This window comes from Pseudomonas fluorescens (genome assembly GCF_902498195.1).
In the GTDB taxonomy this organism is placed as follows: domain Bacteria; phylum Pseudomonadota; class Gammaproteobacteria; order Pseudomonadales; family Pseudomonadaceae; genus Aquipseudomonas; species Aquipseudomonas fluorescens_BU.
In genome coordinates this window covers 163,817-180,778 of sequence record NZ_CABVIY010000008.1, presented here as the reverse complement: position 1 = coordinate 180,778, position 16,962 = coordinate 163,817, and the positions used below count along the sequence as shown (strand labels likewise).

Below are 16,962 nucleotides of genomic sequence, written 5' to 3'. Positions count from 1 at the left end.
AGGCTCAATCCCAGGCCTCACTCGACAGACACCCGCCCATGCTCGCGCGCCTGCTTTTTCTCTGTGGTCTTCTGATGGCCTCCACCTCGGCCGTGGCCATGACCATCTACAAGTCCACCGACGCCAATGGCGTGGTCTCCTACAGCGACCGCCCGAGCAAAGGCGCCAAAGTGTTCACCTTCCAGGACCGCATGGTCGAGCACCTTGAACGTCAGGTTTACTTCGTCATCATGAAGAAGGACGGCGTGGACAGCGTGTATGTGCGCAATGACCTGTATGCGCCGGTGGAGATCGAACTGAGCTTCGCCGGGGTGAAGAATGCCGACGGCGTGCCGAGCCGGCCGATAAGACGGGTCATGCCGCTGCGCAGCAGCATCCGCCTGGTGCAGCTGACGGCGAAGCAGGCTGGGAGGCCGCTGGCCTACATGCCCAGGCTCAAATACTCCCTGGGCGACCCGTCAGGGTCCGCCATGGCCTATCAATACCCGTTTCCCTGGCGAGGTGGACCGTTTCGCCTGAGCCAGGGCGCCAATGGCCAATACAGCCACTATGGGCCGAAGAACCGTTACGCCATGGACATCGCCATGCCCGAAGGCACGCCGATCATCGCCGCCCGTGGCGGGGTCGTGGTCAAAACCGAAAACAGCCAGACGGGACGCGGCACCGACCCCTCGGGCAACTTCGTGCGGGTGCTGCACGATGACGGGACCATGGGCGTGTACCTGCACCTGAAAAAAGGCTCGGTCAGCGTTCGTGAGGGGCAGCGGGTGGCGGTGGGCAGTGCGCTGGCATTGTCGGGCAACACCGGCAACAGCAGTGGGCCGCACTTGCACTTCGTGGTGCAGCGCAACACCGGGATGGGGCTGGTGTCGATTCCGTACCGGTTCAAACAGCCGGTGGGGGCGTTGCCCAACTTTGCGTTGGGCAAGCCGTGAGGTGTTGTTCGAGCTGACGCCTTCGCGAGCAAGCCCGCTCCCACATTTGAAATGCATTCCAATGTGGGAGCGGGCTTGCTCGCGAAGGGTGCGACGCCGATTCAGATCATTGGATCAGTCGAGCATCAACACCTTGGCCAGCACAATCTTCGGCCCTTTCATCTTCTTGATGATGATCCGCAGGCCCTCGACTTCCAGCACTTCTTCCTCTTCCGGCACCCGTTTGAGGCTGTCGTAGACCAGCCCGGCGAGGGTTTCGGCCTCCACGTGGTCCAGATCGATCCCCAGCAGCCGCTCGACCTTGAACAGCGGCGTATCACCACGCACCAGCAACTTGCCCGGCTGGTACGCGAGGATGCCGCGCTCGGCCTTGCGGTGTTCGTCCTGAATGTCGCCCACCAGCACTTCCAGCACGTCTTCCATGGTCAGGTAGCCGATGATGTTGCCGTCGGCCTCTTCAACCACCGCGAAGTGCGAGCCGCCCTTGCGGAACTGCTCCAGCAGTTGCGACAGCGGCATGTGCCGGGACACGCGCTCTAGCGGGCGGGTCAGTTCGGCGAGGTTGAACGACTCGGGAATGTGGTCCAGGGCCGCCAGTTCCAGCAACAGGTCCTTGATGTGCAGCAGGCCGACGAACTCCTGGCGTTCGCTGTCGTACACCGGATAACGGCTGAACTTGTGGCGACGGAACATCGCCAGGATTTCCTTGAGCGGTGCGTTGAACTCCAGGGTCACCAGGTCTTCACGGGAGTTGGCCCAGTCGACCACTTCCAGTTCGCCCATTTCCACCGCCGAGGCCAATACGCGCATGCCCTGGTCGCTCGGGTCCTGGCCACGGCTGGAGTGCAGGATCAGTTTCAGTTCTTCACGGCTGTAATGGTGCTCGTGGTGCGGGCCGGGTTCACCTTGTCCTGCGATGCGCAGGATCTGGTTGGCGCTGGCGTTGAGCAGGTAAATGGCCGGGTACATGGCCCAATAGAACAGGTACAGCGGCACGGCGGTCCACAGCGACAGCAGTTCCGGCTTGCGGATGGCCCAGGATTTCGGGGCCAGTTCGCCGACCACGATGTGCAGGTAGGAAATGATGAAGAACGCGGTAAAGAACGACACGGCCTTGACCACTTCGGCCGACTGCACGCCGATGGTTTCCAGCAGCGGTTCCAGCAGGTGCGCGAACGCCGGTTCACCCACCCAGCCCAGGCCCAGGGAGGCCAGGGTGATGCCCAATTGGCACGCCGAGAGGTACGCATCGAGCTGACTGTGCACGGTGCGCAGGATGTGCCCGCGCCAGCCGTGTTGTTCAGCGATGGCTTCGACCCGGGTCGAGCGCAATTTGACCATGGCAAATTCCGCCGCAACGAAAAAGCCGTTGAGCAACACCAGGATCAGAGCAAAAAGAATCATGCCGAAGTCGGCGAATATTGTTGCGAGGGACAAGCCAGGGGAAGGGTCCATGATGGAGTTTTGCGGTTTCCGTGAATTCGAAGGGATAGAAAAAAGTGCGCCTGAAGTGCAGGCGCAAGTCAGCCAATGTAGCGGCTGACTTGGCGATTGCCTAGTGGCGCGTGCTGGCCGGTATCAGTCAGTGGTGCTGATAACCCGGGATTTGCTGACCTGGGCCGGGGCGAAATGGCAGGTAAAGGTACTGCCGTGGCCCGGTACGCTGCTGATTTCCATGCGTGCGCGATGGCGCAGCAATACGTGCTTGACGATCGCCAGGCCCAACCCGGTGCCACCGGTGTTGGAATTGCGGCTGGAGTCGACGCGATAGAAGCGTTCGGTCAGGCGCGGCAGGTGCTTGCTGTCGATGCCGATCCCGGAATCTTGCACGCTCAGGTGCGCGCCTTGCTCATCGCCCCACCAGCGAATGCGGATATTGCCATCGGCCTGGGTGTACTTCACGGCGTTGAACACCAGATTGGAAAACGCACTGCGCAATTCCGCTTCGCTGCCCTTGAGCAGAATCGTCGGGTCGGCTTCGAGGCTGATTTTCTGGTTTTTCTGCCCGGACAGTTGTTGGGCATCGCTCTTGATCGATTGCAGCAAGCCGTCGATGGCCACCGGCTGGTTGTCCGACGGGTAATCGGTGGCTTCCAGTTTGGCCAGCAGCAGCAGGTCATTGAGCAGGGTTTGCATGCGCCCGCCCTGTTGCTGCATTTGCTGCAGGGCGCGGGTCCAGCGCGGGTTCACCTCCTCGACGTTGTCGAGCAGGGTTTCCAGGTAGCCGCAAATCACGGTCAGTGGCGTGCGCAGTTCATGGGACACGTTGGCGATGAAGTCCTTGCGCATCTGTTCCAGCTGATGGATGCGCGTGACGTCGCGCACCAGCATCAGGTGCTCGTTATTGCCGTAGCGGGTGATGTACAGCTGGATGCGCATCCGGTCGTTGGTCGGCGAGGGGATTTCCAGCGGTTCGGCGTAGCTGTCCTGCTCGAAATATTCCTTGAAGCGCGGATGACGCACCAGGTTGGTCACCGGTTGGCCGCTGTCCTGTGGGGTTTTGAGGCCCAGCAGGGTTTCGGCGGCGCGGTTCCACCATTCCAGGTTGCCGTCGGTGTCGAGCATGACCACCGCGTCCTTGAGGGCCGCCGTGGATTCCTGGACCCGGTCGATCACCGCTTGCAGGCGCCCGCGCACCCGTTGGTCACGACGTTGCAAGTGATAGATGCTGTCGAACACTTCGCCCCACAAGCCGTAGCCATCGGGCGGCGCTTCATCGGGTTTGTGCAGGCGCAGCCATTCGTGCAGGCGCAGCAGTTGCTTGAGGGTCCAGGCCAGGTAAAGGCCCAGGCCCGCGGCGAGGCTCCAGCCGTAAAAGCCGGTGATCAGGCCGATCACCAGGCAGGCGGTGACCAGCAGCAGCATGTGGCGAATCAGGGTGCCATGCCAGTTTTGGTTCACTTGAGCGCGCGTCCTTGTCTACTTCTAAAGCGGGAAAAGTCCGGGTCAGGCTTTCGTGGAAAAGCGGTAACCGGTGCCGCGCACGGTTTGTACCAGATTCTCGTAGGCATCGCCGAGGGCTTTGCGCAGGCGACGGATGTGCACGTCGACAGTGCGCTCCTCGACATACACGTTGCCGCCCCAGACCTGGTCCAGCAACTGGCCCCGGGTGTAGGCGCGTTCCTGGTGGGTCATGAAGAATTGCAGCAGGCGGTATTCGGTCGGCCCCATTTCCGCCGGCTTGCCATCGATGGTCACGCGGTGGCCGATCGGGTCCAGCAACAGGCCGCCGACTTCGATCGGCGCCTCGCCATCGCTTGGCCCGGCACGGCGCAGTACGGCTTTGAGGCGCGCAACCAGTTCACGGGGGGAAAAGGGTTTGGTGATGTAATCGTCGGCGCCGACTTCCAGGCCCTGGATCTTGTTGTCCTCTTCGCCCTTGGCCGTGAGCATGATGATCGGGATATCCCCGGTCAGCTCATCGCGCTTGAGGCGGCGGGCCAACTCGATGCCGGATGTGCCGGGCAGCATCCAGTCGAGCAGGATCAGGTCCGGCTTACGGTCGACGATGATGGCGTGGGCCTGCTGGGAGTTCTCAGCCTCCAGGCAGTCATAGCCGGCCATTTCCAACGCAACGGCGATCATTTCGCGAATGGGCGCTTCGTCGTCGACGATCAGAATGCTCCTGCCAACCATGCCTTAATCCTCTTGTCATTTAACTGTCTTGCGCCGCATTAGATAACGGAATTATTGCAGTCGTGTGACAGTATTTTAGTCGCCTGCGGTTGTCACGAACCTGGACTAAGCTCTAAGTCCGAATCCTGACAACCACAAAAGGAAGGTTTCCATGAAGCACATTGCTCAATCCTGGAAGGCTCTGCTGGTCACTGCGGCGCTAACGCTGCCGACACTGGCCTTCGCCGCCGAGCCGGCGATGATGAAAGACGGGATGATGGTCGACCATAAAGGTATGACCCTTTACACGTTCGACAAGGACTCGGGCGGCAAGTCGATGTGTAATGACGAGTGCGCTAAAAACTGGCCACCGATGATGGCGCCGGCGGGCGCGGCGGCCTCCGGCAAGTGGAGCACGATCAAGCGCGATGACGGCACGATGCAATACGCTTACGACGGCAAGCCTGTGTACACCTTCATCAAAGACAAAGCGCCTGGCGACATGACGGGCGACAAGATGAAAGACGTCTGGCACGTCGTTCACGAATCGCAGAAGTAATTTCTCTGTAGGAGCGAGCTTGCTCGCGATGGGCGTGAACGATAACGCGTTAATCCAGATGCCCGGCGGCGCCTGTGATTTATTCGCGAGCAAGCTCGCTCCTACAGGAAATCGAGTCAGCGCAACCCGTAATCCAGCACGATCCCGACAAAAATCGCCAACCCGGCCCAGTGGTTGTGCAAGAACGCCTTGAAGCAGCGCATCCGGTCCTTGCCGCGGGTGTACCAGAACTCCCAGGCAAAACACCCTGCCGCCACCAGCAGGCCGAGGTGGAACCAGCCACCCAGGTCGAACTTTGACCCCGCCAGCAGCAGGCAACCCAGCGCCAGGCCTTGCAGGGTCAGGATGATCACCCGGTCGGCCTCGCCGAACAGAATCGCCGTGGATTTCACGCCGATCTTCAAGTCGTCATCACGGTCGGTCATCGCGTAGTAAGTGTCGTAGCCTACCGTCCACATCAGGTTGGCGATCCACAGCAACCACGCCGCCGCCGGCAGTTCGCCGGTCTCGGCGGTGAAGGCCATCGGCATCCCCCATGAGAACGCCGCGCCCAGCACCACTTGCGGGTAATAGGTGTAGCGCTTCATGAACGGATAGGTACACGCCAGTGCCAAGCCCCCGAACGACAGCCAGATCGTTGCCGCATTGGTGCACAGCACCAGCAGGAAACTCACGCCCATCAGCAGCGCAAAAAACACCAGCGCCTCTTTGGAACTGATCTTGCCGCTCGGCAGTGGGCGCTGTTCGGTGCGCTTCACATGGCCGTCAACCTTGCGGTCCGCCCAATCGTTGATCACGCAGCCGCCCGCGCGGGTCAGCACCACGCCCAGGACGAAAATCACGATATTGGCCAGCGATGGCGAGCCCTTGCCGGCGATCCACAGCGCCCACAGCGTCGGCCAGAGCAGCAGGTAAATACCGATCGGCTTGTCCATGCGCGTCAGCTGAATGAAATCCCAGGCCCGTGGGTTCAAGCGGTTCAAGGACTTGAGCAGGCTCTGGTACATCAGCAGTTCTCCGGGTGGGCGCGGGCGGCGCTCCACAGGGTCGGCAGGAAAATTTCGGCGACCAGCACGCTCAACGCACCGCGGTCGAAGCGCGAGCGGCGGCCCCACAGTTGCGGGGCTTGCACCTGGGTTGGCAGCCACGCTTGCGGATAGTGGCAAACCTCGATGGCGCGGCGCTGGAACGCGTGGTCGCAAAACAGCAGTTCGCCCAGCGAGCGGGTGCCCAGCTCGTCCATGTGCAGCCCATCGCCCTGCAAGGCGCTGCGCGCCGCCACGCTGCGGGCAAATACCCACGCCTGGCCATGCCCGCGCAAATACACCTCGCGCACCCAGCCTTCACTGTCTTCGGCCAGGTCCAGCGCGGCGCACTCGTCGGCGCGCAAGGTCTGCCAGCCTTCGAACAACGGCGTGACGCTGAAGCCGTCATTCGACAGGCGGGTCAGGCGTCGGGTCAGCGATCCTTCGTCGAACAGCCAGTCGAGGATAAGCGGGTCGGGGAGGGGCTTGAGCAGGCTTCGAGGGAGCCAGGGCGGGGCCGGACGGAGGGATTTTGAGTGCGGCACAGTGAGTCATTATTGGCAGCAAAGGAGGCGGCGAGCTTAACATGTCAGCTCATACATTTGAGTGATCTGGCCGCCCGATGCGCCGAACAGGCTTGCATCTGCCCGGCCCCATCAGTACAAAACGCCCTGAGCCGGACGGCAGCGCTGCAATCATCGACCGTTCGCGCCGGCAAAAGCCTGAACCCTGAGGAAGTACGTGAATGAAAAAGTGGCAATGTGTGGTCTGCGGCCTGATTTACAACGAAGCCGACGGCTGGCCGGATGACGGCATTGCGCCGGGCACCCTGTGGCAAGACGTGCCGGAAGACTGGCTGTGCCCGGATTGCGGCGTCGGCAAAATGGATTTCGAAATGATCGAAATCAACTAAGACATTTTTTAGAGGAGTAAGGAATGAACGCACCTGTCGTGATCATCGGCACCGGCCTGGCGGGCTACAACCTGGCCCGGGAGTTTCGCAAACTCGATGGCGAAACCCCGCTGTTGCTGATCACCGCCGATGACGGGCGCTCCTACTCCAAGCCGATGCTTTCCACCGGCTTCGGCAAAAACAAAGACGCCGACGGCTTGAGCATGGCCGAGCCGGGCGCCATGGCCGAGCAGTTGAAGGCCGAAGTGCGCACCCACACGCGCATCAGCGGTATCGATCCGGGCCACAAGCGCCTGTGGATCGGCGAAGAGGCGGTGTACTACCGCGACCTGATCCTGGCCTGGGGCGCAGAAACCGTGCGGGTACCCATCGAGGGGGACGCGGCGGACTGCGTATTCCCCATCAACGACCTGGAAGACTACGCACGCTTTCGCGCGGCCATGGCTGGCAAGCGTCGGGTCCTGCTGCTCGGCGCCGGGCTGATTGGCTGCGAATTCGCCAACGACCTGAGCGTGGGCGGCTATGAAGTGCAACTGGTGGCACCCTGCGAACAGGTCATGCCGACCCTGCTGCACCCGGCAGCCGCCGCTGCGGTCCAGGCCGGGCTGGAAAGCCTGGGCGCACGCTTGCACCTCGGGCCGGTGCTCAACCGCCTGCAGCATGTAGCCGATGGCCTGGAAGCGCACCTGTCCGACGGCCAGGTCATTGCGTGCGATGTGGTGGTGTCAGCCGTGGGCCTGCGCCCGCGTATCGATCTGGCCGCCGCCGCCGGTTTGCAGGTCAATCGCGGGGTGATGGTCGATCGTCACCTGAAAACCTCCCACGCCAACATCTACGCCCTGGGCGACTGCGCCGAGGTCGATGGGTTAAACCTGTTGTATGTGATGCCTTTGATGAGCTGTGCCAGAGCGTTGGCCCAGACGCTGGCCGGCAACCCCGCGGCAGTCACTTATGGCCCGATGCCAATCACTGTGAAAACGCCGGTGTGCCCATTGGTGGTGTCCCCGCCGCCACGGGGTCTGGAGGGCGTCTGGACGGTCGAAGGGCAGGGCGCCGATATCAAGGCGTTATGCCGTGATGCCAGCGGCAAATTGCTCGGTTATGCCCTGACAGGCACGGCCGTGATGGAGAAACTGGCCCTGAACAAAGAGCTTCCGGCACTGCTGGCGTAAATACCGGTCGTTCTGTCGGAATCACCCCCGTTTTGCCCTTATAAAGGCCGCATCGATACTGGCGCGGCTCTTCGGTGCGTGCCATCCTCACTCCCGTCTGCCGCAGAGTAGAGCACCTGCGGCGCTTTGGGCGCTGCTCCACAGAGAGCAGCACGGACATAACAACAAAAAACCGTCAAAGGGGCTTCACTAACATGCGTAAACCAGAACTCGCCGCAGCAATTGCTGAAAAAGCAGACCTCACCAAAGAGCAGGCCAACCGCGTCCTGAACGCCGTTCTCGAAGAAATCACCGGCGCCCTGCACCGCAAAGACAGCGTGACGCTGGTCGGTTTCGGCACCTTCCTGCAACGCCACCGCGGCGCCCGCACCGGCAAGAACCCGCAAACCGGTGAGCCCGTCAAAATCAAGGCCAGCAACACGGTTGCGTTCAAGCCAGGCAAGTCGTTGAAAGACAGCGTCAATCCGTAATACACCGACAGCCCGCCTGGCGGGTAAGCGGAATGAAAAATGGGCACGCCAACCGAGGTTGGGTGCCCATTTTTTATGCGCCGGTTATTTGAGTCGGCTCGCCATCGCCAGGATCAGGTCGCAGGCGCGCTTTTCTTAAACAAGCGCTGCGTACTGGTGTTTGGATGTGAAAGTTGACGCCTGCTCGTGATGAAAGCCAGCCCGAAAATGAGGAACCCTCCGACGTGTTTTTAGGGTTGGCCGTCGGAAGCCCGACGGTTAGCGTGACAGTTCCGAAACATTCCATGGAGATTCACCATGCTCGATGTCACCGACTCACCTGTTGGACCCGAAGTCGAAAACACCACGGCGTACGTCTCCAGTGCTTCGAAAAAGCTGCACCCCGCAGTCCATCGCGCGCTGGACTTTTACCTGAAGCCGGCGGCCTCATTGACGGCCGCTGCGCGCGCGCCAAGGGGTATTTTTGTGGTGGCCCCTGACATCGATAACGAAACCCTGCTGGTCCATGCCTGTGAGTCACTGGCATCGGCGAGCGCGATGGCGGGTGAATTGTCCGCGTTATTGGAAGGGCCGCATCGCAACACGATGCTGGCGCTGCAACAAGTCATCATGTTGAGCGAGTTGGCGGTGAGCCGGGTGCTGGACAACGTGGGCTCGCCGCAGCCTGTGTAGATGACGGACATTTCGTCAATGACTTGGTAGTCATCAGCGTCAAAAATAGCGACATCTCCTGCTAACGCAACTCGATAGTGGCGTTCTTTCCTTAAGTCGCTACACTGCGCCCGCCGTTCATTTTCTTTTGAGGCTTGCGCATGAAGTTTCGTTTTCTGCTGTGGATGCTTGGGCTGTTGATGGGCAAGGCGAGTCGGACCAATCCTGCGTTCCAGCAGCAATTGGGGGGCAAGGAACTGGTGTTTCAGCTGCAGACCCTGGACGGGAAAGTGGCGCGGCATTTCCGGGTGAAGGATCAGCGCATTACCAGCCAGTCGGGTGTGCACGCTGAGCCTGCGTTTGCGATTGCCTTCAAAGATGCCGCCTATGGCTTCGCCACGATGCAGGCGAAGAACAAGCAGTTGGCGTTCATGACGGGGATTCAGGACAAGTCGATTCAGATCAAGGGCAACCCGGCGCTGGTGATCTGGTTCCAGGGCTTGACCAAGTATTTGAAGCCGAAGAAGGCCAAGCCCAAGGCCTGAGTCTTCTCGTCAGACCGAGTTGGATTCTTCGCGAGCAGGCTTGCTCCCACAAGGAGCACTGATCTCCGTGGGCGCGAGCCCGCTCGCGAAAGCCTTCAGGCCTGGCTGAATTGCGAGGCCAGTTCGCGCAGCAGCACTTCGGCTTCAAGCACTTTGCTGACCACGTCTTCGGCCTTGGCGCGGGTCAGGCCGAGGCGGTCGAGCAGGGCGTCGGGAATGTCTTCGTCGGGGCCTGAGCCGATGCCACGGCTGCGCAGCAGGCGCACGGACAGGCACACCAGGTTCGGATACTCGGCGTAGGCGCCGTCATAACCCGGATCGTGCTGGAAGCGCAGCGCGGTGGCCAGTTCATCGGGCATGTCCCAGTAGCGCATCAGCCACGCACCGATCTGTTCACGACTGATACCCAGCAGGTGTTGCTCGATATAGCTGTGGCACAGGTGCGGGTTGACCTCCAGGTGGCGGCAGATCAGCGAGAAATGCGGCGGGAATACGTGGGCCAGCAGCAGGTAGCCGAAGTTGTGCAGCAGGCCCGCCAGGTAGGTCAGGCCGGCTTCCGGGCGCTGGGTGCGCGGCATGGCGCGGGTCAGGCCTTCAATGACGGCGGCGGTGTAGATCGATTGCTGCCAGTACGGCGTGCTGTGTTGCGGATGGTCCTTGGGCAGGCTCAGGGTCTTGCCCAGGGCCAGGCCCAGCGCCAGGTTGATCACCAGGTCGAAACCCAGCACCCGCACGATGGCGTCTTCCACGGAGCGAATCTTGCCCGGTGAGGCGTAGTACGGCGATGCCGCCCAGCTCACCACTTGCGCGGCCAGCGCCGGATCGGTTTCGACCACGCCGGTGATGTCATCGATGGTGGCATTGGGGTCGACGCGCAGCTTGATGATCTTTTGCGCCGTTTCAGCCAGTGGCGGAATTTCAATGGTCGCTTCCAGGCGTTGCTGGATGCGCCGCGCAGTGAACGCCTGAACAGCCTGGGTGATTTCCTCGCGGTCGTCATCGGGGCGGTCCAGGTTCGGGCGGATGCTGCTCAGGGGCTCGCCGAAACTGGCGGCGCTGGCCTTGTTGAGCATGGTCTTGAAGGCTTCGCTGCTGATCTCCAGCAGCAGCTCCGGCTCACCCGAGTTAACCAGCACCGAGGGTTCGCGCAGCAAGCTTTCGTCGTACAGGCAGGGCGAACTGGTGAGGGCGGGCAGGCCCGGCAGCAAGCTCAGGCTGTGCTTGCCGAGCATCTTTTCCAGGCGATCGGTCGGCACCGCGGTCAGGCGGCGGCCAGTCAATTCGGTGAGGCGGTTGAGGTCCAGCAACTGGCTCTGCGGGAACAGCACCATCAGCGCGCCGACGGCGTCATCAAGCAGCACGGCCTGGACTTTGCGGGCCGGATTCAAGCCGTGATGATCGAGGACTTCTTCATAGGCAATGCCCAATTTGCCCAGCAGCAGCCGAATAACCGACGGAGCGTGCGGGGTGGCGGGTGCAAGGGCAACTTCGGTCATGGTCTGTATCCGGACTAAAACAATTGCAGGAGTATAACCAGCTTGCTCAAACCCATCCTCCAGAAACTGCGACGGTGCTCACACTTGGCCATATTGCTGCCCGTGGCGTAGCCAGCGGTCGAGTAACGGGCTGACATGATCCGGCCAGCGTTCCAGCAAAGCTTGCGCGGCGTCGCGTACGGCGGGCAGCAGGTCGGCGTCGCGCATCAGGTCGGCGACCTTGAATTGCAGCAGGCCGGTCTGGCGCGTGCCGAGCATTTCGCCGGGGCCACGCAGTTCGAGGTCTTTCTCGGCGATGACGAACCCGTCGTTGGTTTCGCGCATGATGCCGAGCCGTTGACGGCCAATTTGCGACAGCGGCGGATGGTAGAGCAATACGCAATGGCTGACCGCGCTGCCCCGGCCGACGCGACCGCGTAGCTGATGCAGTTGCGCCAGCCCGAGGCGCTCGGGGTTTTCAATGATCATCAGGCTGGCGTTGGGCACGTCCACCCCGACTTCAATGACGGTGGTGGCGACCAGCAGCTGCAAGTTGCCGGCCTTGAACTCGGCCATGACCGCAGCCTTCTCGGCGGGCTTCATGCGGCCGTGGATCAGCCCGACCTTCAATTCGCCCAGCGCGGCGGTCAGGTCTTCATAGGTGGTTTCGGCGGCCTGGCACGTCAGCTCTTCGGACTCTTCAATCAATGTGCACACCCAATAGGCCTGACGCCCTTCGGCACAGGCGCTGCGCACCCGCTCAATCACTTCGACACGGCGGCTGTCGGTGATCAGCACGGTGTTGACCGGGGTCCGGCCCGGCGGCAGTTCGTCGAGGATCGAGGTGTCGAGGTCGGCGTAGGCGCTCATGGCCAGGGTGCGCGGGATCGGCGTGGCGGTCATGATCAGCTGGTGCGGGCACATCCGTCCGCCGACGCCTTTCTGTCGCAACGCCAGCCGCTGTTGCACGCCGAAGCGGTGCTGCTCGTCGATGATCACCAGCGCCAGGTTCTTGAACTGCACCTCGTCCTGGAACAGCGCATGGGTGCCCACCACCATCGGCGTGCCGCTGGCGATCTGCTCCAGCGCGGCCACGCGGTTTTTACCCTTGAGCTTGCCGGCCAGCCACGCCACATCGATGCCCAGCGGTTCGAGCCAGCGTTTGAAGGTGATGAAGTGCTGTTCGGCGAGAATCTCGGTGGGCGCCATCAGCGCCACTTGATACCCAGCCTCCAGTGCCTGCAACGCCGCGAGGGCTGCGACCACGGTTTTGCCCGCACCCACGTCACCCTGGATCAGCCGCAGCATCGGCTCGCGCTGGCTCAGGTCGTAGGCGATTTCGTTGCCGACCCGTTGCTGGGCGCCGGTAGGGCTGAAGCCGAGATTGGCCAGGTATTTGGCCGGCAACTGCGTGGCCTTGGGCATGGCGGGCGCGCGCAGTGAGCGCATGCTCTCGCGCAGGCGTTGTTGGGACAGCTGATGGGTCAGCAGCTCCTCGAAGGCCAGGCGATGCTGGGCCCAGTGATGACCAAGGGCGAGTTCGTCGACATCGGCATCGGCCGGCGGGTTGTGAAGGTAGCGGATGGCATCGGCCAAAGGCGCCAGTTGGTAGTCGCGGGCCAGTTCGGTCGGCAGCCAGTCGGGCAGGCTGCTGGGTCCGAGCAAGGTCAGGGTTTGCAGGCACAGTTGGCGCAAACGTTGTTGGGTCAGGCCTTCGGTCAGCGGGTAGACCGGGGTCAGGGTTTCGTCCACGGGCGGCGGTTCGTCGCCGGTTATAGCGCGGTATTCGGGGTGGTAGATTTCCAGACCCGACGCACCGGGCCGTGCTTCGCCATAACAGCGTATGCGTGTGCCGCGTTTAAGGCCTTCCTTCTGCGCATTGCTGAAATGGTAAAAGCGCAAGCTGAGCCCGCCGGTGCCGTCCTGCAGGCGCACCACCAGGCTGCGGCGCCGGCCCATGACCACGTCGGCGCCACTGACGGTGCCTTCGATCACGGCGTCCTGCCCAGGCCGAAGCGCCCCTATCGGAACCACACGTGTGCGGTCCTGATAACGCAGCGGCAGGTGAAACAGTACGTCCTGGAGATTTTCCAGGCCCACCTTGGCCAGTTTCTCGGCCATGGCTTCGCCGACACCCTTGAGTGCCGTCACCGACACCTGCGACAACTCGGTCATGACGCTTGCTTAGCCCGCCACCACCGGCGCGGTCGGTTTGGCGACCGAGCACAGGCGAATGGAGTCAGCGAGGATTTCAATGGCCTTGGGGCGCGGGAAGCTGGCACGCCAGGCGATGGCCACCGTGCGAAAGGGCGTCGGCGGCGTCAGCGGGCGGACTTCGATGACGCCAGGGGCATAGTGATGGCTGTCGACCGCTGACAGCGGCAGGATCGAAATCCCGAGGCCGGACGCCACCATGTGGCGAATGGTTTCCAGCGAACTGGATTCTACGGTGGTGTGTTTGGCGCCGTCGTTGCCTTTGGCCAGGGTGGGGCAGGCTTCCAGTACCTGGTCGCGGAAGCAGTGGCCTTCGCCGAGCAGCAGCAGGCTCTTGTCGTTGAGCAGGCTGGCGTCGATGGTTTCCTTTTGCGTCCAGGGGTGCTGGGCCGGCATCAGGACGTAGAACGGCTCGTCGTAGAGTTGCAGGGTCAGCACGTCGGCTTCGTTGAACGGCAGGGCGATGATGATCGCGTCGAGCTCGCCATTGCGCAATTTGTCGCGCAGCACATGGGTGAAGTTTTCTTCGATATACAACGGCATCTGCGGGGCGACCCGGTGCAGTTGCGGAATCAGGTGTGGAAACAGGTAGGGGCCGACGGTGTAGATCGCGCCGACTTTCAGCGGCGCAGTCAGCTGGTTCTTGCCCGCCTGGGCCAGTTCGCGAATGCCTTGGGCCTGCTCCAGGACTTTTTGCGCCTGGGCCACGATGCCTTCGCCGACCGGGGTCAGGCGCACGGCGCTTTTGCTGCGCTCGAAAATCAGCACACCGAGTTCGTCTTCAAGCTTTTTCACGCCCACCGACAGGGTCGGCTGGCTGACGTGGCAACGCTCGGCCGCATGGCCGAAGTGCTGCTCTTGGGCGAGGGTAACGATGTAGCGTAATTCTGTGAGGGTCATAGCAAGCGTCCATGAAGTTGCGGGCCAAGCATACCGGCTGCAATCGATAGACGCACGTTATCAGAGAGTGTGTGTCGAGTGACACTGGCCAATGCCGGTTTGCCGCTGGCGGATAGGCGAAAGGCACCTTTCGGTGCCTTATCGTGATCCTTGTGGGAGCGGGCTTGCTCGCGAAAGCGGTATGACAGTCAACCAGGACGTTGAATGCGATGGCCTCTTCGCGAGCAAGCCCGGTCCACATGGAGTCAGTGGTGCGTTTAGCGCCGGCCTTTTTCCAGCGAATAAACAAAGGGTGCAACGATTTCGATGGAGCCGTTGGTGAGCATGTCAGCCGGCGGCTTGGGCAGTGGCTGGGCGCGGCGGATCATGTCGAGCGTCGCCCGGTCCAGATCGGCAGTGCCGGAGGCCCCCACCAGTTCGAACGACAATACGTTGCCTTCGGCATCCACCACGAAACGCAGGCGGTTGGTACCTTGCTTGCCCCGCGCCTGTGCACTCGCCGGGTACTTTTTGTACTTGGCCAGGTGCGCGAGCAGGGTGCCTTGCCAACTGGCCTTGGCCGCCACTTGAGCGGCCGACGGACCTGGTGCGGGCTGAGCGGATTTCTCAGTCGGCGCGGGCGTCGGTGGTGCTTCGCTCGGTTTTGCCTCGGATGGCTTTTCCTTCGGCGGCTCCGGCTTTTTCTCCACCGGCTTGGGCGGTTGAGGCTTGGGCTTGGGCTTGACCGGTTTCGGCACCGCAATCTCGGCCTTGGGGGCTTCGGCGAGTTTCGGTATCGGCAGTTCTTCGACCGGAGCCGGTGGCTGCGGCGGTGTGACGACTTTCGGCGGTGCAGGCGGTGGCGGGGCGGGAACCGGTGCCAGCTCGACCATCATGGCCTGAGGCGGCAACTCGATGGGCGGGCGGGCCGTCCAGTTCACGGCCAGCGCGATGGCCAGCGCGTGAACGCCCAGCACCACGGCCAGGCTACCGCTGTAACGCGTCAGTTTATGGCGCGTCGTGATCATTTCTTGACTGCCGACTCGAGTCCAACCAAACCGACCTTCAGGTAACCGGCCGAACGCAGGTTGTCCATCACGTTCATCAGGTCTCCGTAATCCACGCCTTTATCGGCCTGGAAAAAGATCGTCGTGTCTTTCTTGCCCTGGGTCCTGGCATCGAGTGTGGCGCCGAGTGCCTCGGCCTTCACCTCTTCTTCGCCCAGGTACAGGCGCTGGTCAGCCTTGACGCTGAGGAACACCGGTTTCTCCGGCCGCGGCGCCGGTTTGGCGGTGGACGCGGGCAGGTCGACCTTGATGTCCACGGTGGCCAGCGGTGCCGCCACCATGAAGATGATCAACAGCACCAGCATCACGTCGATGAAAGGCGTGACGTTGATTTCGTGGTTTTCGGACAGATCGTCGTCTGCCCCTTCTTTCAAATGCAGGCCCATGGCCGATTACCCCACTTTCACCATGTGCGGTTGCGAGCTGCGCTCAGGCTGGTGGTCGAGGTCGCGGCTGACCAGCAGCAGGACTTCTGCCGACGCGTCGGACACCTGCGCCTTGTAACCGGCGATGGAGCGGGCAAACACGTTGTAGATCACGACCGCAGGAATCGCCGCGACCAGGCCCAGGGCAGTCGCCAGCAGGGCTTCGGCGATGCCGGGAGCCACGACGGCAAGGTTGGTGGTCTGGGTTTTGGCGATGCCGATGAAGCTGTTCATGATGCCCCATACGGTACCGAACAGGCCGACGAAGGGCGCGGTGGAACCGATGGTGGCAAGCACGCCGGTGCCGCTGCTCATGTTGCGGCCACAGGCGGCCACCAGGCGCTCAAGACGGAAGCTGACGCGTTCCTTGATGCCTTCTTTCTCGCGGCTGCTGGCCGACAAGTGCATTTCTTCCAGTGCGTCGTGAACCAGCAGGTTGGCCAGGGTGCCGGGCTTGGTCGCCGAGGCGCTGGCTTCCTTGAGCGTGGCGGCCTTCTTCAGGTGCGCGATTTCGGTGCGCAGGCGGCGCTTGGCGCCCATCAGCTCGAAGCCTTTGGCAATCCAGATGGTCCAGGTGATGATCGAGGCGATCGCCAGGCCGATCATCACGATTTTCACGATGATGTCAGCGTTCTGGTACATGCCCCACGGCGACAGGTCATGGGCCATGCCCAGGCTGTTGTCGGCTTCCAGGACTTCAGGGACGTCTTCGCCGAGGGCTTCTGGAGCAGGCGTTGCGTGGGCCGGGTCGGTCGCGGCAGGCGCAGCAGCGTGGTCAGCCGGAGCCGCTGCAGTGGCGGCCGGTGTGGCAGGGGTTTGTGCGTCAGCGAACGCCGCGGTCGGTGCCAGCATCAAGCTGAGCAGCAGGGCGGCCACAGCGCTCCAGGCGCGAGGTCGTTTGGTTGGCGAAGCGGGGATTTGATTAGGTGTCATGCTGGCCGGACCTGAGATAGAAAAACGGTAATGCTCTTCCAGGCCTCGTGAGGCCGAGAACAAAAGTGGCGCGTATTATTGCAA

The 16,962-nt window shown here is 62.2% G+C and carries 18 protein-coding genes; 7 read left to right on the top strand and 11 right to left on the bottom strand.

The window, feature by feature from the left end; genetic code table 11:
- The first annotated feature begins 38 nt into the window (after positions 1-38).
- Positions 39-935 carry a peptidoglycan DD-metalloendopeptidase family protein gene (locus F8N66_RS26950; protein ID WP_150773031.1) on the top strand — a complete coding sequence of 299 codons (897 nt, stop codon included), beginning with the start codon at positions 39-41 and terminating at the stop codon, positions 933-935.
- A 114-nt stretch (positions 936-1,049) separates the two neighbouring features.
- Here F8N66_RS26950 and F8N66_RS26945 read toward each other — a convergent pair whose 3' ends face one another.
- The 3 genes from F8N66_RS26945 to phoB form a co-directional block, all read right to left on the bottom strand.
- Positions 1,050-2,390, bottom strand: a complete 1,341-nt coding sequence (locus F8N66_RS26945) for a hemolysin family protein (RefSeq protein WP_150773030.1) — start codon at positions 2,388-2,390, stop codon at positions 1,050-1,052.
- Between the two features lie 123 nt (positions 2,391-2,513).
- Entirely contained in the window at positions 2,514-3,800 is a 1,287-nt protein-coding gene (phoR, locus tag F8N66_RS26940) for a phosphate regulon sensor histidine kinase PhoR (protein ID WP_263597745.1), read from the bottom strand.
- A gap of 81 nt (positions 3,801-3,881) precedes the next feature.
- A complete protein-coding gene (phoB, locus tag F8N66_RS26935; RefSeq protein ID WP_008064504.1) occupies positions 3,882-4,571 on the bottom strand; it encodes a phosphate regulon transcriptional regulator PhoB in 690 nt (229 codons plus the stop codon).
- A gap of 151 nt (positions 4,572-4,722) precedes the next feature.
- Here phoB and F8N66_RS26930 point away from each other — a divergent pair, with 151 nt between their 5' ends.
- Positions 4,723-5,109, top strand: coding sequence for a hypothetical protein (locus tag F8N66_RS26930; RefSeq protein WP_150773028.1), 387 nt, complete (start codon positions 4,723-4,725; stop codon positions 5,107-5,109).
- Positions 5,110-5,225: 116 nt separating this feature from the next.
- Here F8N66_RS26930 and ubiA read toward each other — a convergent pair whose 3' ends face one another.
- The gene (ubiA, locus tag F8N66_RS26925) at positions 5,226-6,116 is read right to left on the bottom strand and encodes a 4-hydroxybenzoate octaprenyltransferase (protein ID WP_150773027.1); all 891 of its coding nucleotides are present in this window, start codon (positions 6,114-6,116) and stop codon (positions 5,226-5,228) included.
- Positions 6,116-6,679: a chorismate--pyruvate lyase family protein gene (locus F8N66_RS26920; protein WP_150773026.1), complete on the bottom strand. Its 564-nt coding sequence runs from the start codon at positions 6,677-6,679 to the stop codon at positions 6,116-6,118. Before F8N66_RS26920 ends, ubiA begins: the two co-directional genes overlap by 1 nt.
- Before the next feature lie 200 nt (positions 6,680-6,879).
- Here F8N66_RS26920 and F8N66_RS26915 point away from each other — a divergent pair, with 200 nt between their 5' ends.
- The 5 genes from F8N66_RS26915 to F8N66_RS26895 all read left to right on the top strand — a co-directional run bounded on the left by F8N66_RS26915 (position 6,880) and on the right by F8N66_RS26895 (position 9,885).
- Positions 6,880-7,047 carry a rubredoxin gene (locus tag F8N66_RS26915; protein WP_007954349.1) on the top strand — a complete coding sequence of 56 codons (168 nt, stop codon included), beginning with the start codon at positions 6,880-6,882 and terminating at the stop codon, positions 7,045-7,047.
- A 23-nt stretch (positions 7,048-7,070) separates the two neighbouring features.
- Positions 7,071-8,219, top strand: a complete 1,149-nt coding sequence (locus F8N66_RS26910) for an NAD(P)/FAD-dependent oxidoreductase (RefSeq protein ID WP_150773025.1) — start codon at positions 7,071-7,073, stop codon at positions 8,217-8,219.
- A 194-nt stretch (positions 8,220-8,413) separates the two neighbouring features.
- Complete coding sequence (locus F8N66_RS26905; protein ID WP_003213368.1) at positions 8,414-8,689, top strand: HU family DNA-binding protein; 276 nt, start codon at positions 8,414-8,416, stop codon at positions 8,687-8,689.
- Between the two features lie 297 nt (positions 8,690-8,986).
- Positions 8,987-9,361: a DUF6124 family protein gene (locus tag F8N66_RS26900; RefSeq protein WP_150773024.1), complete on the top strand. Its 375-nt coding sequence runs from the start codon at positions 8,987-8,989 to the stop codon at positions 9,359-9,361.
- Between the two features lie 140 nt (positions 9,362-9,501).
- Positions 9,502-9,885, top strand: a complete 384-nt coding sequence (locus tag F8N66_RS26895; protein ID WP_150638894.1) for an SCP2 sterol-binding domain-containing protein — start codon at positions 9,502-9,504, stop codon at positions 9,883-9,885.
- Between the two features lie 95 nt (positions 9,886-9,980).
- Here the strand turns inward: F8N66_RS26895 and F8N66_RS26890 are convergent, their stop codons facing one another.
- From F8N66_RS26890 to exbB, 6 genes are all read right to left on the bottom strand, one after another.
- Entirely contained in the window at positions 9,981-11,381 is a 1,401-nt protein-coding gene (locus tag F8N66_RS26890) for an aminoacyl-tRNA deacylase and HDOD domain-containing protein (RefSeq protein WP_150773023.1), read from the bottom strand.
- 78 nt (positions 11,382-11,459) lie between these two features.
- Positions 11,460-13,535 (bottom strand): ATP-dependent DNA helicase RecG, encoded by a 2,076-nt coding sequence (gene recG, locus F8N66_RS26885; protein WP_150773022.1) that lies wholly within the window; start codon positions 13,533-13,535, stop codon positions 11,460-11,462.
- A 9-nt stretch (positions 13,536-13,544) separates the two neighbouring features.
- Entirely contained in the window at positions 13,545-14,474 is a 930-nt protein-coding gene (locus F8N66_RS26880; RefSeq protein WP_150773021.1) for a hydrogen peroxide-inducible genes activator, read from the bottom strand.
- Between the two features lie 257 nt (positions 14,475-14,731).
- Positions 14,732-15,481 carry an energy transducer TonB gene (locus F8N66_RS26875; protein ID WP_150773020.1) on the bottom strand — a complete coding sequence of 250 codons (750 nt, stop codon included), beginning with the start codon at positions 15,479-15,481 and terminating at the stop codon, positions 14,732-14,734.
- On the bottom strand, positions 15,478-15,906 hold the full coding sequence (exbD, locus tag F8N66_RS26870) for a TonB system transport protein ExbD (RefSeq protein WP_150773019.1): 429 nt from the start codon (positions 15,904-15,906) through the stop codon (positions 15,478-15,480). The genes F8N66_RS26875 and exbD overlap by 4 nt, the downstream gene beginning before the upstream one ends.
- Positions 15,907-15,912: 6 nt before the next feature.
- Complete coding sequence (gene exbB, locus F8N66_RS26865) at positions 15,913-16,878, bottom strand: tonB-system energizer ExbB (protein WP_150773018.1); 966 nt, start codon at positions 16,876-16,878, stop codon at positions 15,913-15,915.
- Between the last annotated feature and the right edge of the window lie 84 nt (positions 16,879-16,962).

What these genes read in the sequence shown, in the direction of transcription:
- F8N66_RS26950 (WP_150773031.1), top strand. Translation starts at nt 39, where the DNA reads ATGCTCGCGCGCCTGCTTTTTCTCTGTGGTCTTCTGATGGCCTCCACC.
- F8N66_RS26945 (WP_150773030.1), bottom strand. Translation starts at nt 2,390, where the DNA reads ATGGACCCTTCCCCTGGCTTGTCCCTCGCAACAATATTCGCCGACTTC.
- phoR (WP_263597745.1), bottom strand. Translation starts at nt 3,800, where the DNA reads ATGCTGCTGCTGGTCACCGCCTGCCTGGTGATCGGCCTGATCACCGGC.
- phoB (WP_008064504.1), bottom strand. Translation starts at nt 4,571, where the DNA reads ATGGTTGGCAGGAGCATTCTGATCGTCGACGACGAAGCGCCCATTCGC.
- F8N66_RS26930 (WP_150773028.1), top strand. Translation starts at nt 4,723, where the DNA reads ATGAAGCACATTGCTCAATCCTGGAAGGCTCTGCTGGTCACTGCGGCG.
- ubiA (WP_150773027.1), bottom strand. Translation starts at nt 6,116, where the DNA reads ATGTACCAGAGCCTGCTCAAGTCCTTGAACCGCTTGAACCCACGGGCC.
- F8N66_RS26915 (WP_007954349.1), top strand. Translation starts at nt 6,880, where the DNA reads ATGAAAAAGTGGCAATGTGTGGTCTGCGGCCTGATTTACAACGAAGCC.
- F8N66_RS26910 (WP_150773025.1), top strand. Translation starts at nt 7,071, where the DNA reads ATGAACGCACCTGTCGTGATCATCGGCACCGGCCTGGCGGGCTACAAC.
- F8N66_RS26905 (WP_003213368.1), top strand. Translation starts at nt 8,414, where the DNA reads ATGCGTAAACCAGAACTCGCCGCAGCAATTGCTGAAAAAGCAGACCTC.
- F8N66_RS26900 (WP_150773024.1), top strand. Translation starts at nt 8,987, where the DNA reads ATGCTCGATGTCACCGACTCACCTGTTGGACCCGAAGTCGAAAACACC.
- F8N66_RS26895 (WP_150638894.1), top strand. Translation starts at nt 9,502, where the DNA reads ATGAAGTTTCGTTTTCTGCTGTGGATGCTTGGGCTGTTGATGGGCAAG.
- F8N66_RS26890 (WP_150773023.1), bottom strand. Translation starts at nt 11,381, where the DNA reads ATGACCGAAGTTGCCCTTGCACCCGCCACCCCGCACGCTCCGTCGGTT.
- recG (WP_150773022.1), bottom strand. Translation starts at nt 13,535, where the DNA reads ATGACCGAGTTGTCGCAGGTGTCGGTGACGGCACTCAAGGGTGTCGGC.
- F8N66_RS26880 (WP_150773021.1), bottom strand. Translation starts at nt 14,474, where the DNA reads ATGACCCTCACAGAATTACGCTACATCGTTACCCTCGCCCAAGAGCAG.
- F8N66_RS26875 (WP_150773020.1), bottom strand. Translation starts at nt 15,481, where the DNA reads ATGATCACGACGCGCCATAAACTGACGCGTTACAGCGGTAGCCTGGCC.
- exbD (WP_150773019.1), bottom strand. Translation starts at nt 15,906, where the DNA reads ATGGGCCTGCATTTGAAAGAAGGGGCAGACGACGATCTGTCCGAAAAC.
- exbB (WP_150773018.1), bottom strand. Translation starts at nt 16,878, where the DNA reads ATGACACCTAATCAAATCCCCGCTTCGCCAACCAAACGACCTCGCGCC.